Origin of the sequence: Halomonas sp. M20, from assembly GCF_020622265.1 — a bacterium.
Classification (GTDB): Bacteria; Pseudomonadota; Gammaproteobacteria; order Pseudomonadales; family Halomonadaceae; genus Modicisalibacter.
Map to the genome: position 1 here is coordinate 946,185 of NZ_JACNMQ010000001.1, position 16,066 is coordinate 962,250.

A 16,066-nucleotide genomic window follows, 5' to 3' on the forward strand; every position below is an offset into this window, starting at 1 on the left:
TTCGTTGATGCTGCTATGAGCGCAACCAATTACGCAGCTTTAACAGCAACAGTTCTCCATCGCTGAGCGTCGCTCGCTCGTTCAGTACCTCGGCGAGCAGACCGGGTCGGTCGGTGATGATGTTGTCGACTCCCAGGTCGATCAGTCGTGACATCTCAGACTGCCCATTCACCGTCCAGGTGTGCAATTGATATTCGTGACGCTGCGCCGTTCTAATGGAGGCCAGCGTTACGCGATTATGGCGTAAGCCAAGGGCATCGAACAAACCTCTATCCATGCCGCCGCGCACGACGAATTGGGCGAAAAGCGCCGTACGCAATTGCGGAGCAAGTTGCTTGATCTCGGCAAGCGCGACGGGTGACAGGGAAGCCAGAATCACATCGTCATCGGGAACCACCGATAGCTTGTCGATCACGGCGGTGGCAAGCGCCTTTTCACCCCCTCGAACGGGCTTGAGTTCTACATAAAGCTTGATGCGGCCTCTAGCCAGATTAATGACTTCATCAAGGGTGGGAATCCGCGTATCGACAAATACATCCCCGAACCAGCTGCCGACATCAACCAGTTGTGCTTCTTCCAGGGTCATCTCGGACAGCGGGCGATTGAGGGCTGTCAGACGACGAAGGTTGTTATCATGAGAAACCACGACTTCGTTGTCTTGCGTCAGGCGCACATCGAACTCGATGTAATCGGCCCCGTCTTCGATGGCCTGCTCGAACGCCGCCAGGGTATTTTCCGGCGCCTTGAATGAGTTACCACGATGAGCAGTAATAGCGACACGATCACGAATCTCGAAGCTCGTGAGCGCCGCGGCTGCCTGGCTTAACGCCAAGACTAAAATGAAGGCTTCCGCGCCCCAGGCCACCCAGGCGGGATAGCTGCCTTCGGGCGGTGCTTGAGGCTTGAGCTGTTGCTGTGCCAAACGTAGATAAAGACAGGCAAGCAAGAGGCTATTGATCGCTACGCCGATAAAGGTAACCGCAAGGGTCAGCAGAACATAGAACGTCAGATAGGCAAGGGTTGCCGGAATCAATATCGCACTACGTTCAGGCAGCCAACCCAGCAATGGGGTGATCAAGGCATCGAACAGACTGGTAATGCCTATCGGCAAGGCAACGATCATCAGCACCGGCAGCGCGATCGGCAGCGCCAAGCGTCGTTTGTTTCCTTTTGCCAGCTCGTGGCTACGGGCCAATGCCCGGCGCGTCGATACGCCTTCAAGGATCAATACCGGCAGGGCCAGAGCCCAGCGCAGATAAAGTCGTGCCGCGAACCACAGCCAAAGTAGAACGAAGGGCAGGCCACTGGCCAGGAACAGCCACCACTCCCGTGGTTTGACCCGTAGTATGTAGTAGCTTTCCATGCCGCCGAGCAGCCATTGATAGAGAACGACGAGGATGATGAGAAAAGGCAGTGCAATCAGCAGATGAGTGGCGACCTGGATCAGCGTCAGTGTAGTGATGGCAAGAAAACGACGGGCGACATTCCATAGCGCTTCCAGGGCAGCACGATAGCGACTGGCCCCCGTGCGCATCGCCACCAGCAACATGCCGGCCTGTTGCAGAAACAGGATCAGGAAGGTGGCTCCGATGGCGACCAGCAACCACAGCAAACCTGTCGGGGAAAGCGCGATGTCGAGCAACTGACCGTTGGTGAACACAGGGCGTCCGATACGCTTCAACAGCGCGGCCAGTGCGGTCGCGGAGGCAGGCAGCAGCAGGGTGGTTGCCAGAAGCGTGAAGAACAGGTGAAAGGCGAGCAGGGGTCGCCAATGTTCGCGTAACGAGGCGACCACCGCCTTCAGCAAGTGGCGCGGCGTCAGGGTAAGAGTATTTTGTTCAGACATGGGAGCGAGCGTCTCATTCTGCGCTTGGCATGACAAACCTCACTCTTGCAAGGGCAGAGATTGAGACGCCTTCATTTTTTCTGGGATCAGTCGTCTAGCGCCAAACGCTCTTGTGCAATTAGAACGCCATTGTTGTCCGCATACAGCCACTGCCCAGGGTGGATGGTAACCCCGGCAAAGGTAACGGGAATATCGCGCTGCCCTTCGCCGCGCTTTTCACTACGCCGCGGGTGGGCGCTTAGCGCCTGTACGCCAAGTTCGATTTCCGCCAGTACTTCCACGTCCCGCACACAGCCGAACATGAGGATCCCGGCCCAGCCATTGGCAGCGGCCTTTTCAGCGAGCATGTCGCCCAGCATGGCACAGCGCAGCGAGCCGCCGGCGTCCACTACCAGTACTGCCCCTTCGCCGAGCTCGTTCACCGCTTCCTTGACCCGGGAATTATCTTCGAAACACTTGATGGTCTTCACTGGGCCATAAAAGGCATCGATGGCACCGAAGTTGGCGAACAGAGGATCGAGCACCTGAACCTCTGGGTAAGCATCACAGATATCCGGCGTCACGATGGCAGGCATGGCTGGTTTCCTTTGATCAAATCCGTGTGAACTTGTTGCTTATAGAATTTCAGGGGCTATTTCAGAGACTGCTTCAGGATCTATAACGCCGGGGCAGATGTGAATTGGCCCCGGCGCTGCACCGATTATGGGTATCGAGCCTAGAATTTGAAACCTGCAGAGGCAGTAAACGTATCGATCTTATAATTGTTGTCGAAGTCGTAACGTTCGTACTCGGTACGTACCATAAACGGCTCGAAGTTGAACTGAGCGCCGACACCATAAACCGGATCGGTGCCATCCTGATCATCCATATCCGAGCCACTTAGATTGCTCTTGACGTCGGTATTCCATTTGGCGATACCGGCCTTGGCAAATAGTGTGAGCCAGGAGGCGATAGGGAGCTGTCCGATTGCACTCACCCCATAGGCTCTGGATTCTAGATCAGTATTGACATTTTCGCCTCCCTGCCAGCGGGTTCGGCCAAGATCGGCATAGAACAGTTCAGTGGCGAAGTAGGGGTTGAACTCGTAGCCGACGAAGCCCTTGAACACATTGTCGTCATCGTCATCAGGATCGAAGTCCTCGACTCCATCGGAGATGAAGTCGCTCACCTCTCCACGATTATTTTTCAACGAACTGAAACCCGTACCGATTCCTAAATACAGACCGTCTGCATTAGGGGCGGCTAGTATCGAGGGCGCAAAAGCGATCATCAAGGTAGACGCGCAGGAAGCGGCAACCAGTGTCTTGAATTTCATGGGTAGTCTCCAGAATAGTCGAGTCAGACCGCGTCGCGATTATCGAACGACACGTTGACGAGAACCAGGTTCAGCATTGTTGAGTCATTGAGCTCGAAATTAATCCGAACACTGTTCGGTTACAAGTGCGAAGATATCAAACAACGCAAATTTTTTATAAAAAAAAGCGCTCCGATCATCGGAGCGCTTCTGTGGTCGATTCGGAACCTCAAGGATTCCATCGATGTTGCGAGCATCGGAATCGATAGGTCATGCTTCCTGTGCGACAGGAATCACGTTTGAGGCTGCCTTCTGAAACTCCTCGATTTCATGAAAATTCATGTACCGGTAGATCTCTCCGGCCATGGCGTTGAACTCACCCATGTACTCCTGATACTCCTTGACCGTGGGGAGGCGACCCACGACCGCGGCGACTGCTGCCAGTTCTGCTGAGGCCAGGTAGACATTGGCACCGTCTCCCAAGCGATTGGGGAAATTACGGGTCGAGGTGGAGACCACGGTGGACTTTGGTGCCACGCGAGCCTGATTGCCCATGCAAAGCGAACAACCCGGCATTTCCATCCGTGCGCCTGCACGCCCGTATATCCCGTAGTATCCTTCCTCGGTCAACTGATGCTGATCCATTCTGGTAGGCGGTGCCAGCCATAGGCGAGTCTTAAGACTACCTGCTGGTTGCTTTTCCAGCAACTTTCCTGCGGCACGGAAATGGCCAATGTTGGTCATGCAGGAGCCAATGAAGACTTCATCGATCTTCTCACCGGCCACGTCGGAGAGCAGGCGTGCATCGTCCGGATCGTTGGGGGCACATAGCACCGGCTCGGTGATGTCTGCAAGATCGATCTCGATCACTTCGGCATATTCAGCATCTGCATCCGCGCGCATCAGGCTTGGATTGGCCAGCCACTCCTGCATCGCCAGGATGCGACGCTCCAGCGTACGACGATCGCCATAGCCATTGTCGATCATCCACTTGAGCAGGGTGACGTTCGAAGTCAGATACTCACTGATGCTCTCTTCGGAGAGTGTAATGGTGCAGCCGGCGGCGCTGCGTTCCGCGGAAGCATCGGAAAGCTCGAAGGCCTGTTCGGCGGTGAGGTCCTCGAGTCCTTCGATTTCCAGTACCCGACCGGAGAAGGCGTTCTTCTTGCCGGACTTCTCGACGGTGAGCAGTCCTTGCTTGATGCCATACAGCGGAATGGCGTGGACCAGATCCCGCAGGGTGATACCCGGCTGGCGCTCGCCCTTGAAACGCACCAGAATCGACTCCGGCATGTCCAGGGGCATGACGCCGGTGGCTGCGGCAAAGGCAACCAGCCCCGACCCAGCCGGGAACGAAATTCCCATGGGGAAACGGGTGTGGGAGTCGCCCCCGGTGCCCACGGTGTCCGGCAACAGCATGCGGTTCAGCCAAGAGTGGATGATGCCGTCCCCCGGGCGCAGCGAAACGCCGCCGCGATTCATGATGAAATCCGGCAGGGTGTGGTGAGTCTCCACGTCCACGGGCTTTGGGTAGGCGGCGGTGTGGCAGAACGACTGCATCACCAGATCCGCCTGGAAGCCAAGACAGGCCAGATCCTTCAATTCGTCCCGGGTCATGGGGCCGGTGGTATCCTGGGAGCCGACGGTGGTCATCTTCGGCTCGCAGTACATGCCAGGGCGCACACCCTCCATGCCGCAAGCCTTGCCCACCATCTTCTGGGCCAGGGTAAATCCCTTGCCGGTATCGGCGGGCTGCTCCGGGGTCTTGAACACTTCGGAGGGCCCCAGGCCGAGTTCGCTGCGTGCCTTGTCTGTCAGGCCACGACCGATGATCAATGGAATGCGTCCGCCGGCACGCACTTCGTCGAGAATCACGCGAGTCTTGAGCTCAAACGTACTCAGCAGTTCGTCGGTATCGTGCCTGCAGACCTTGCCTTCATAAGGGTAGACGTCGATGACATCCCCCATGGCCATCTTGGAAACGTCCATTTCGACGGGCAGGGCGCCGGCATCTTCCATGGTGTTGAAGAAGATCGGCGCGATCTTGCCGCCGAAACAGAAGCCACCGGCGCGCTTGTTGGGGACGAACGGAATGTCGTCGCCGAAGAACCACAGCACCGAATTGGTGGCGGACTTGCGCGAAGAACCGGTGCCGACCACGTCACCGACATAGGCAACCGGATAGCCCTTGGCCTTGACTGCCTCGATCTGCTCAAGCGGTCCCTTGGTGCCCGGCTCGATTGGCTCGATGCCCTCCCGTGGATTCTTGAGCATGGCGTTGGCGTGCAGTGGAATGTCCGGGCGCGACCAGGCATCCGGGGCCGGCGATAGATCGTCGGTATTGGTTTCGCCGGGTACCTTGAAGACTGCCAGTGTGATTTTTTCCGCTAGCGCCGGCTTGGCCAGAAACCATTCGGCCTCGGCCCAGGATTGGAGAACATCCTTGGCAATCGCATTGCCTGTCTTGGCACGCTCGGCTACGTCATGAAAGGCATCGAACATCAGCAGGGTGTGCTTGAGCTGTTCGCCGGCTTCCTTGGCGAGCACGTCGTCGTCCAGCAGTTCCACCAGGGTCGTGATGTTGTAGCCGCCCTGCATGGTGCCCAGCAGCTTGACCGCATGGATCTTGTCGATCAACGGCGACTCGGTTTCACCCTTGGCAATGGCGCTCAGGAATCCCGCCTTGATATAAGCGGCTTCATCGACACCCGGAGGCACACGATCGGTGATCAGTTCCAGCAAGAACTGCTCTTCTCCCGGAGTTGGCGATTCAAGCAGTTCGATCAACGCAATTGTCTGCTCGGCATTCAGCGGCTTGGGCGGCACGCCGTCGGCGGCACGCTCCTTGGCATGGTGACGATAGGCTTCAAGCACGGTGGGATCCTTTTTAGTGGTCGGAAACCCTACGAACCTGCCAAGAATCTGCAGCGTGTCGGTCAAACCTCGTTGAAACCAGCTCAGAATGCTCGTTTATTTGAGTAAACTCGAGCGCGAGCCCGGTGCTTTCTTCACTTGACTTCGTTTTGTTCGATTCCAACTCGCTAGATCCTGAGCAGGCTCCAAGCGAAACCACGACGGTGGGGCGCCGTCAGCGCGGGTCAGGCGCTTGCATGGGTTTCGCAGTTGGGCGAGCGGATAGTACGTGAAATTGTCGACAATGTTAAGAGAGACGCATTCCTAGCTAATTCAACTTTGGTTTAGCTTGGAATCATGCTTTTTGCTTTTTTGTCGGTCGCTGGTCAAGGTGTGGCGCGCTACTATGAGCTACCGAGGAGGATGCCATGGGACAAGCTATCGTTTCGCCCTGCGTTGGACTCTGCTCCACCACCCTTGGGGACCCCGTATGCCGGGGCTGTCAGCGCACAGAGAGCGAAATTCGCAACTGGTTCGGATATGCCGACGAACAGCGTCGTGCCCGCATGGCCGAACTGGATGCGCTACGCGCCCGCGTCGCGGGTGATTTCCTTGAGGTTCTGGATGCCGGGTTGTTGCAACGTCAGCTCGAACGTCATCGCATTCGCTTTCGTGACGACCAGCCATCGCTGTCTCGAGCCATCGAATTATTGCGTGTAGGGCGTACACGTATTCGCGATCTTTCCCGTTATGGTTTGCAGCCTTTGGGTAAAGGGTTGCGACTTTCCGCCGATGAACTGCATGAGGCTATTACGCGTGCGTTGCTCGAGTGCGCTGAATCCCGCCGCCTGACCCTGGAGCTCGATTGATCCGAGATGATGAAAACAACGTCTGAATCCACTGCCACGTTATTGCCTGCAGAGCTGCTGGCATTCTTGCCTTGTACGACTCCCGAGGCCTGGGTCGAAGCGGCGCTTGCCAATCCGGATCTACTGCTGATCGATCATGCGCAGTGCGAGAAGAAGGCTGCGTCCACGGCGATGAGCCTGATGTATCGCTATGTCGAACATCCGTTGTTGCTGACCAAGATGTCGCAGCTCGCCCGGGAAGAGCTCTTGCACTTCGAGCAGGTCGTCAAGCTCATGGAAGAGCGGGGTGTGGTTTATCGACATATCGGCGCATCCCGTTATGCCGGGGGATTGCGTGAGTGGGTGCGCCGGGACGACCCGCAGCGGTTGATCGACGTATTGATCGTGGGAGCCTTCATCGAGGCGCGAAGCTGCGAACGTTTCGCCTGCCTGATACCGCACCTGGACGATGAGCTGGCCAGGTTCTATCGCGGATTGGTGAAGTCGGAAGGGCGCCACTACGAAGATTATCTGATGCTGGCCCGGCACTACGCAGGCGAGCCCATAGAAGAGCGCATCGCTTTTTTTGCCGAACACGAGCGAGCGTTGATCAAGGCGCCGGACCCCGTTTTCCGCTTTCATAGCGGCTTGCCGATGGCCGCCTGAAAGTGACTTGTCCGGCGGCGAGCCATGGCACGCTGGCATCACGACACTGTAGGAAACCATAACAATGAGACGCGATATATCCGCCACAACCGAGTTGACACTGTTCGGCCACTTCTCGCTAGGCGTCGGTGACGATGTGTTGACACAGTTCAGCTATGACAAGGTCAAGGCGTTGCTGATCTATCTGCTGCTCAATGAACAGCAGGTCAATCGTGCGACGTTGGCGGAGTTGTTATGGCCCGATCAGGGGCTTTCTTCAGGGCGCACCAATCTGCGTCATGCGCTGCATTGTCTACGTCAGAGTCTAGGTGACGAGGCTGATCAGGTATTGATGGTGACGCGCCAGACCATTGCCTTTGCGCTACCCCGGCAATGGCGCCTAGACCTGCACCAGGTCGAACAGCTGCTGGCCGAGCCTGCCAGTACTCAAGGGTTGGAGCAGTTACTGGCACTTTATCGTGGTGATATCGCTGAAGAGTTGCAGCTCAACCAATGTGTCGATTATCAACGTTGGTTGGTGCGTCTTCGCGGCGAATGGCGCCAGCGGGTCATTGCCTATGCGGAGAAGGTGCTGACCACTGCCAGTGAACTCGACGATGAATTGTTGCGTACGTTGGTTAGCCGTTTTTCCGGCTATGCCCCATTCCACGAACGACTGATGCATCAGTTGATCGATCAGGATCAGCCTGCCGCCGCCCATGAAGAATACAATGCCTATCTGCAATTGTTGGCACTGTCGGGGCAGCAGCCGGATCCGGATATTCTGCATCTTGCCCGGCATTGGACCAATGGCAAAGGCGATGTGCAGCGACCCTCGTCTCAAACCGCTTACGTACGCCCCCTCGAGTCGGGAGGCGAACCACTGCGTGACGACGAAATCGAGCAGCGTCAGCTATCAGTCATGGCGATCCGGCTGCGCCTCAAGGACGAGCGCGATCAGCGTCCTGAGGTGCGGGCCTGTTTGACGCTACAGATCGAGTTGCTGCAGTGGCTCGAGCAGCAGTGTCATCATTTGGGAGGGTTCTGGTTACCCGGTGTCACGGGGGGCATGGGGCTCGCCTGTTTTGGTACCCATGGGCCAGCGCACCAGCTGGCCGAGTTGGTGGCACTCTATGAACACTGTCGGCGCGCCTTGCCAGCGGAAGTAGCGCGGCACTGGGCCGAAGAGACGCCGCAACCTTCCTTTGACCTTGCGGCAGGACTCGATAGCGGACGCGTGGTGTATCTTCCCGAGCGACGGCTGGTCGATCCGCTTGGGCAGGTCAGTCAGCGTGCGTTGGAACTGATGAGTGCCGCTGACGGTAGCGAATTGTTGATTTCCCAGGTGGCAAGTCAACATATGCCTCCAGCATTCGATCTTCAGCCTCGTCTATCGAGCCGGGTAATGGCCTGTGATGGCAGGGTACGCCTGCGCGCATTGGTATTGGGCGTCAACATGAATGGCCGTGAAGCCCAGCAGCCGATTCTGATAGGCCGCGAGAACGCCTTGCGCAAACTGCGCGATGCACTTGCGCGCGCCGGTATCGGTTTGCGTCAAAGTGTGCTGGTGCAGGGGGCTTCGGGCATGGGTAAATCTGCCTTGTTGATAGGGTTCCGCCAGCTGGAGCAGAGTCAGGATACTACTATCTGCTGGCATTCCATGACCCGCATGTCGATGCAAGAGCCCTATGGCGTGGCGTGCTGGTTATTTCGCTGGTATGCAGGGGACGAGGCGCACAGCGAAATATTGCAGGGACTTTTGAGCGATAGCGTCGATGCACCGATTCTCGAGGACGTGGAACACTATCGGTTGTTGCAGCAGGCACTGCAGGTGGCCCCGGTCGAACTTAGCGCTCAGAAAGGCCCGGGTGGCGAGTTCAACAACGAAGCCGTCGAGCTGGTCATTCGTTTGCTGCACCGCCTGATTGAACATGCCACCCGAAATAAACCGCTGGTCTTGATGATCGACGACCTGCAGTGGATCGATGAGCTTTCTCTCAAGGTGCTGTCAGGCCTGCAGGCGCGGCTACCCATCAATTGCCCGTTCCTTCTTGTGGCCAGTATGCGTGGACAGGAACCTCTGTCCATCAGACTGCATTGGGATCAGCAGGTCGTGTTGACTCAGCTCGATGCGGTTCAGTCGTCGCGGCTATTGGTTCATCTGGCCAAGCACTATCGCTTGCATCTCACGCCACGGCTGCGTAATCAGATTATCGAGCGCTGCGAAGGGGTGCCTCTTTATCTGCAGGAGGTGTGTCGGCGCCTGGACACCAATCGCCGTGAAGGGCGCAGCCTGCAGATCGATGAGCTTCCTCAAGGGTTGCTGGGGCTGCTCGCCAGTCGCATCGATCAGCTTGATAGCGACCGCCCGGTGGCTCATGCCGCTGCCGTACTTGGGCGTCAATTCCGGCTCGATTTTCTACGCCATTGCAGTCCCGTCGAAGACGCCCGGCTCAAGCTGGCACTGGAACAGATGCAGCGTCTGGAAATCATCGAAGCCTGCACTGCGCAAGGCGAGTACGACTATCAGTTTACCCATCCTTTGCTGCAGGAAGCGGCCTATTTGTCTTGCCCGACGGATATCAGAGAAGCGATTCACCAGCAGGTAGTGACGCTGATCGAAGAGCACTATCCAATTTATATCAGTCGCCATCCCGACGATTTTGCGCTGCATCTGCATAGAAGTGGCTACCATGCGCGAGGTGCGCGTTATTTCGAGCTGGCTGCCCGGGAAGCCTTGAAGATAAGCGCCAATCGCATGGCCATGCGCATGGCGGATGCGGGCTTGAAGAGCCTGCAGAGCGTACAGGGGCAGGAAGAGCGTGAAATAAGTCTTCTCACCGTCAAGGGGCAGGCTGCCCTGGCGCTGGAAGGGCATGGCTCTCCTACCGCCCACGACAGTTTCGTTCGTGCCCGAGAGGTGCTTGAAAAGACCCCCAGTGCCGATGAAGAAACCGAACTCGAACAACGGTTCCTGGTCACCTGGGGGCTCTGGGTAGGTTGCAGTCAGCGCTATGCCAACGCCGACGCCTTTTCCCTGGCATCGGGTTTGAACACGCTGGCACGACAACTGCCGGACCTGCGCTATGGGCGCCTGGCGGAATATGCTCAGGCGCACTGTGAGTACTGGGCCGGTCGACTGCGTCAGGCTCATGATCATCTGCATGAGATCGATCCCTTGAATCAGCCGATGATGATCGAGTGGTTGCCATTTTCCGATCATCCCCAGATTGCAGCCGCCTGTTATCAAGGGTGGACGCTGTGTCTACGGGGTGATTACCTGGCGGCGGAGCAGCAGGTGGAGGCGGCCATTCGACTGGCTGAGCATCTCAAGCACCCGGGGTCGCTCGCCATGGCGTTGATGTTCGCCGCCACCATCTACCGTCAACTAGGCCACGTTCATCTGGCCGGGAGTCGGGCCGAACGTGCCTTTGGCTTGACTCATACCGCGGATCTGCATCTTTGGCACGTCAGCGCACAGTGTACGTTGGGTTGGTACAAGGCGATGCAGGGGGACCAAGCAGGGCTGGCGGCCATCGAGAGCGGACTTGACGAGCTTGCCGAAATGGTCGGACGCGACCGTTTTCAACGCCCGAATCTATGGTACGTGGATGCGTGCCTGGCGCTGGATGAGCTGACCAGGGCCGAAGATTATCTGGATCAGTGCCTGCTGGTTGCCCGGGAGCGCAACTCGCTCTATGTGCCTGAGCTATCGGTGCGTCTGGCCAGCGTACGGCTCAAGCGGGAGCGTTCCGCCGTCTCGGTGCGCAGCCTGGTGGAGCAGGCTCGGATCGTGGCTCGAGAGCATGGCAATATCCACCACTTGCTGTTTGTACTCGAACTGTGGCTTGAAAGTATCGAGCCCGGCGATCGCGAGGCCCGAGACGAATTCCGTCAACTTCTGGAAGAAGTTTACAAGACCGACGCCCCGGTATTGATGCGCTGGCGCCTGTTGCTCGATCGGCAAGAGTTGCCCGGCAAGCGACATCCCAGTCGCAGCGTCTGATCGCCCGCAGGCAAGTAGCATCGAAAGTCAGTAGCCAAAGCGTCTTAGCGTTGGCTTGCCGCCGTCTTCGATGCGGATATCCCAGCCCTGATCCTTCTTCCAGTCGCCCAGGACGAAACGTCTTGCCGGCTCATCTTTTATATCGAGTTCGTGTACGTCGGGCCGATGGGTATGCCCATGAATGAGGGTGCGCACTTGATGTTCCTGCATGACCTTGACGACTTCCGCCGGGGTCACATCCATGATGTCCTGGGCCTTGTTGGAATTGGCCTCGCCGGATTGGGTGCGTAGATTGCGCGCCAGTTCGAGACGTTCCTGCACCGGTAGCGCCAGAATTTGGCCCTGCCACTGTGGGTCCCGGGTCATGGCGCGGAACTCCATGTATTCCTCGTCCCGGGTGCATAGGCTGTCACCATGCATCAGCAATATTCGCTCACCATTCAGTTCCAATAGATGCGGGTCGGATAGCAGGGTGGCGCCACAGGCCTTGGCGAAATCTTCACCGATGAGAAAATCGCGATTGCCGTGCATGAAGTAGACTTGAGTGCCAGCGTCACTCAGACGACTGAGCGCTTCAAGGATGGGGGCCTCGAAATCGCCGTCGAGATGATAGTCGTCGCCGATCCAGGCCTCGAAGAGATCCCCCAGAATATAAAGCGCTCGCGCTTCCCGCGCCGTATGCTCGAGATAGTCGAGAAATCCGGAGGCAATCTCGGGCGCTCCAGGGTGCAGATGCAGATCTGAAATTAAGAGTGTGGTCATGGAGTGCGGGCCGTATGGCGTTGAGGGTCAGCCCGCCGCAGCGGGCCGTTATGATAGACAGTCGAACTTATTCGACGATCTCGGCGCGCTGAATCGTGACATCCTCGACAGGTACGTCTGCATGCATGCCGCGACGAGTAGTAGGCAGGGCTTTTATCTTCTCGACGACATCCATGCCCTCGACCACCTTGCCGAACACGCAATACCCCCAGCCCTGCAGATTCTTGCCGCGATGATCGAGGAACTCGTTATCGGCGACATTGATGAAAAATTGCGCCGTGGCTGAATGCGGGTCCTGGGTACGCGCCATGGCAACGCTTCCGGTGACGTTTTTCAAGCCATTGTCCGCTTCGTTGTCGATGGGCTCTCGCGTGGGTTTTTGTTCGAAGTCGCTGTCGAATCCACCTCCCTGAACCATGAAGCCGTCGATGACGCGATGAAAGAGTGTGTTGTCGTAATGGCCGTCACGCACGTACTGCTCGAAATTGGCCGCAGTCTTGGGCGCATTGTCGTGATCCAGTTCGAGGTGAATGTCACCGTAATTGGTGTGCAGGACGATCATAGAAGTTTCCCGGTCAGTCTGAATGGTGCGCCTTGGCGAAGCGCGTAGGCGTCGCGCTATAATAGCGGTTTTGAATCGACGTGCGAAACAAGCAAGCCCGCCGTCGCTTCGCCACTCGCGATTCACAGAGGTTCATCGACTCCCCATGAGCACCGAGAGTACCGAAAGCGTCAGTGCCCCGAATTTCATCCGTAACCAGATTCTCGAGGAAGTCGAGGCGGGTACCGTCGAGACGATCGTTACGCGATTCCCCCCGGAGCCCAATGGCTTTTTGCATATTGGCCATGCCAAATCCATCTGCTTGAATTTCGGTCTCGCCGAGCAGTTCAAGGGTGACTGCCATCTGCGTTTCGACGATACCAACCCGGCCAAGGAGGAGCAGATCTACATCGACGCCATCAAGGCGGATGTGGAGTGGCTAGGCTTTCATTGGGCGGGCGGCGTTCGCTTTGCCTCGAGCTATTTCGATCAGCTCTATGAATGGGCGCAGCATCTGATACGTGAGGACAAGGCCTATGTGGACGATCTCTCCGCAGACGAGATTCGTGAATATCGCGGCACCCTGACGGAGCCAGGTCGGCCAAGCCCTTATCGCGAACGCAGCACCGAGGAGAACCTGGATCTGCTCGAGCGCATGCGCAAAGGCGAGTTCGCCCAGGGCGAGAAGGTGTTGCGGGCCAAGATCGACATGGCCTCGCCCAACATCAACCTGCGCGATCCGACGCTGTATCGCATTCGCCATGCCAGCCATCATCAGACCGGCGACAAGTGGAAGATCTATCCGTCCTATGATTTTACTCATGGCCAGTCGGATGCCATCGAAGGGGTGACCCATTCCATTTGTACCCTGGAGTTCGAGGATCATCGTCCCCTCTACGAATGGTTCCTGGCCAATTTGCCGGTGCCCGCAAAGCCACGTCAGATCGAGTTTGCCCGGCTGAATTTGAATTACACCGTGACCTCCAAGCGCAAGCTCAAGCTGCTGGTGGATCAGGGCATCGTCGATGGCTGGGACGACCCGCGCATGCCGACCATTTCCGGCATGCGCCGGCGCGGCTACACACCGGGCTCGATTCGCAAGTTCTGCGAGATGATCGGCGTTACCCGGGCGGATGGCGGTATGGTCGACATCGCCATGCTTTATCACGCCATTCGTTCGGATCTCGAGGACAACGCGCCCCGGGCAATGTGCGTACTCAATCCGCTCAAGGTGGTGTTGACCAATGTGCCGGAAGATCACGAGGAGGTCTTCGAGGTGCCCGGTCATCCGGCGCGAGAGGACATGGGTCTGCGCAAGCTGCCATTTACCCGGGAGATCTGGATCGACGCGGAGGATTTTCTGGAAGAGCCGCCGAAGAAGTTCTTCCGCCTGGCCCCGGATAAGGAAGTGCGCCTGCGCAATGGCTATGTGATTCGCTGCGACGAGGTCATCAAGCGTGACGATGGCGAGATCGAAGAGCTGCGCTGCAGCGTGGATTTCGACACCCTCGGCAAGAACCCGGAAGGGCGCAAGGTCAAGGGCGTGATTCATTGGGTCAGCGCGGATCATGCGGTACCCGTCGAGGTGCGTCTGTACGACAATCTGTTCCAGGTCGAAGCACCTGATAGGGATCGGGACGTGGACTTTCTTGATCATCTCAACGACGAATCGCTCACGGTGGTGCAGGCTTATGGCGAACCTAGCCTCGCCGACGTAGAGCCTGAAACACGCTTTCAGTTCGAGCGGGTGGGATATTTCTGTGCCGATCGGCACGCCGCCGCCGAAGGCCGTCGCGTCTTCAATCGTACCGTGAGCTTGAAAGATACCTGGGCAAAGATTCAAAAACGGCAGGACTAGTAAAAAGGGTTGAGCAAGATATGCAGATCTACAACACCCTGACCCGGCGCAAGGAGGCTTTTGAGCCTATCGAGCCGGGCAAGATACGCATGTACGTGTGCGGCATCACTGTCTATGACTACTGCCATATCGGTCACGCCCGGGTCATGGTGGCCTTCGATGTGGTCACTCGCTATCTGCGCAGCCGTGGGTTCGAGGTCAACTATGTGCGCAATATCACCGATATCGACGACAAGATACTCAAGCGAGCGGACGAAAACGGCGAGAGCATCGCCAGCCTGACGGAGCGCATGATCGAGGCCATGCATGAAGACGAGGATCGTCTGGGCGTACTGCGTCCGGATCATGAACCTCGGGCGACCGCCCATATCGATGAAATCCAGGCAATGATCGAGCGCCTGATCGATAAGGGGTATGCCTATGCCGCGGATAACGGTGACGTCTACTACCGGGTGCGCCACTTCGAGGGCTACGGCAAGCTCAACAATCGGGACCCTGACGAAATGCGTGCCGGTGCGCGAGTCGAGGTGGACGAGCACAAGGAAGACCCACTGGATTTCGTGCTGTGGAAAGCTGCTAAGCCCGGTGAGGCAAGCTGGCCGTCACCTTGGGGAGAAGGGCGCCCGGGGTGGCATATCGAATGCTCGGCGATGTCGACCTGCTGCCTCGGGGATACTTTTGATATTCATGGCGGTGGGCCGGATCTGACGTTCCCGCATCACGAGAACGAGATTGCCCAGAGCGAGGCTGCCACTGGCAAGCCCTACGTCAATACCTGGATGCATGCGGGCGCCGTAAGGGTCGATCAGCAGAAGATGTCCAAGTCTCTGGGCAATTTCTTCACCATACGGGAAGTGCTCGAGGTGCACGATCCGGAGGTGGTGCGCTATCTGCTGCTGGCGAGCCACTATCGCAGTGCGATCAACTATGCCCCGGATGCGCTTATCGAGGCCCGCAAGTCTCTGGAGCGCTTCTACAATGCCCTGGAAGGTATAAATCCAGAAAGCGGTGAGGTGGCCTCGCGCTTTGTCGAGCGTTTTACCGCCGCCATGGACGATGATTTCAATACACCGGAGGCATTAGCGGCGCTGTTCGAACTTGCCCGGGAGTTGAACCGGGCCAAGAAGGAGACGCCGGATCAGGTGCCGGCGTTGGCATTCGAACTCAAGCGCTTAGGGGCGATTCTGGGGCTGTTCAATCAGAACCCTTCAGCGTTTCTGAAGACGGGGGCCCAGGCGCTATCGATTTCCGAAGCGGAAATAGAGGCGCGTATTCAGGCCCGCGCCGATGCCAAGAAAGCGCGGAATTTCAGTGAGGCCGATCGACTCCGGGACGAACTGGCAAGCATGGGAGTCGTGCTCAAGGACTCCCGGGAAGGTACCACCTGGGTGTTCGAGCAGTAGCTTCCAGGAT

At 57.6% G+C, this 16,066-nt stretch carries 11 protein-coding genes; 5 read left to right on the plus strand and 6 right to left on the minus strand.

Annotated features, from left to right (window positions below):
• Window positions 1-13 precede the first annotated feature (13 nt).
• The 4 genes from H7850_RS04435 to acnB all read right to left on the minus strand — a co-directional run bounded on the left by H7850_RS04435 (window position 14) and on the right by acnB (window position 6,014).
• Window positions 14-1,846, minus strand: coding sequence for a glycerophosphodiester phosphodiesterase family protein (locus H7850_RS04435; protein ID WP_227368172.1), 1,833 nt, complete (start codon window positions 1,844-1,846; stop codon window positions 14-16).
• Between the two features lie 86 nt (window positions 1,847-1,932).
• Window positions 1,933-2,421 carry a ribonuclease E activity regulator RraA gene (rraA, locus tag H7850_RS04440; protein ID WP_227368174.1) on the minus strand — a complete coding sequence of 163 codons (489 nt, stop codon included), beginning with the start codon at window positions 2,419-2,421 and terminating at the stop codon, window positions 1,933-1,935.
• 140 nt (window positions 2,422-2,561) lie between these two features.
• Window positions 2,562-3,161 (minus strand): porin family protein, encoded by a 600-nt coding sequence (locus H7850_RS04445; RefSeq protein ID WP_227368176.1) that lies wholly within the window; start codon window positions 3,159-3,161, stop codon window positions 2,562-2,564.
• A gap of 249 nt (window positions 3,162-3,410) precedes the next feature.
• Window positions 3,411-6,014 (minus strand): bifunctional aconitate hydratase 2/2-methylisocitrate dehydratase, encoded by a 2,604-nt coding sequence (acnB, locus tag H7850_RS04450; RefSeq protein WP_227368177.1) that lies wholly within the window; start codon window positions 6,012-6,014, stop codon window positions 3,411-3,413.
• Between the two features lie 407 nt (window positions 6,015-6,421).
• Between acnB and H7850_RS04455 the strand changes: the two genes are divergently transcribed.
• The 3 genes from H7850_RS04455 to H7850_RS04465 all read left to right on the plus strand — a co-directional run bounded on the left by H7850_RS04455 (window position 6,422) and on the right by H7850_RS04465 (window position 11,492).
• Entirely contained in the window at window positions 6,422-6,862 is a 441-nt protein-coding gene (locus tag H7850_RS04455) for a DUF1289 domain-containing protein (RefSeq protein ID WP_227368179.1), read from the plus strand.
• Between the two features lie 9 nt (window positions 6,863-6,871).
• Entirely contained in the window at window positions 6,872-7,507 is a 636-nt protein-coding gene (locus H7850_RS04460; RefSeq protein WP_227368181.1) for a tRNA-(ms[2]io[6]A)-hydroxylase, read from the plus strand.
• A 64-nt stretch (window positions 7,508-7,571) separates the two neighbouring features.
• Complete coding sequence (locus H7850_RS04465) at window positions 7,572-11,492, plus strand: AAA family ATPase (RefSeq protein ID WP_227368183.1); 3,921 nt, start codon at window positions 7,572-7,574, stop codon at window positions 11,490-11,492.
• Between the two features lie 27 nt (window positions 11,493-11,519).
• Here the strand turns inward: H7850_RS04465 and H7850_RS04470 are convergent, their stop codons facing one another.
• On the minus strand, window positions 11,520-12,254 hold the full coding sequence (locus H7850_RS04470) for a UDP-2,3-diacylglucosamine diphosphatase (protein WP_227368185.1): 735 nt from the start codon (window positions 12,252-12,254) through the stop codon (window positions 11,520-11,522).
• Window positions 12,255-12,321: 67 nt separating this feature from the next.
• Complete coding sequence (locus H7850_RS04475) at window positions 12,322-12,816, minus strand: peptidylprolyl isomerase (protein ID WP_227368186.1); 495 nt, start codon at window positions 12,814-12,816, stop codon at window positions 12,322-12,324.
• A 145-nt stretch (window positions 12,817-12,961) separates the two neighbouring features.
• Here H7850_RS04475 and H7850_RS04480 point away from each other — a divergent pair, with 145 nt between their 5' ends.
• Window positions 12,962-14,653, plus strand: a complete 1,692-nt coding sequence (locus tag H7850_RS04480) for a glutamine--tRNA ligase/YqeY domain fusion protein (protein WP_227368187.1) — start codon at window positions 12,962-12,964, stop codon at window positions 14,651-14,653.
• Window positions 14,654-14,673: 20 nt separating this feature from the next.
• On the plus strand, window positions 14,674-16,056 hold the full coding sequence (cysS, locus tag H7850_RS04485; RefSeq protein ID WP_227368188.1) for a cysteine--tRNA ligase: 1,383 nt from the start codon (window positions 14,674-14,676) through the stop codon (window positions 16,054-16,056).
• Window positions 16,057-16,066 lie beyond the last annotated feature (10 nt).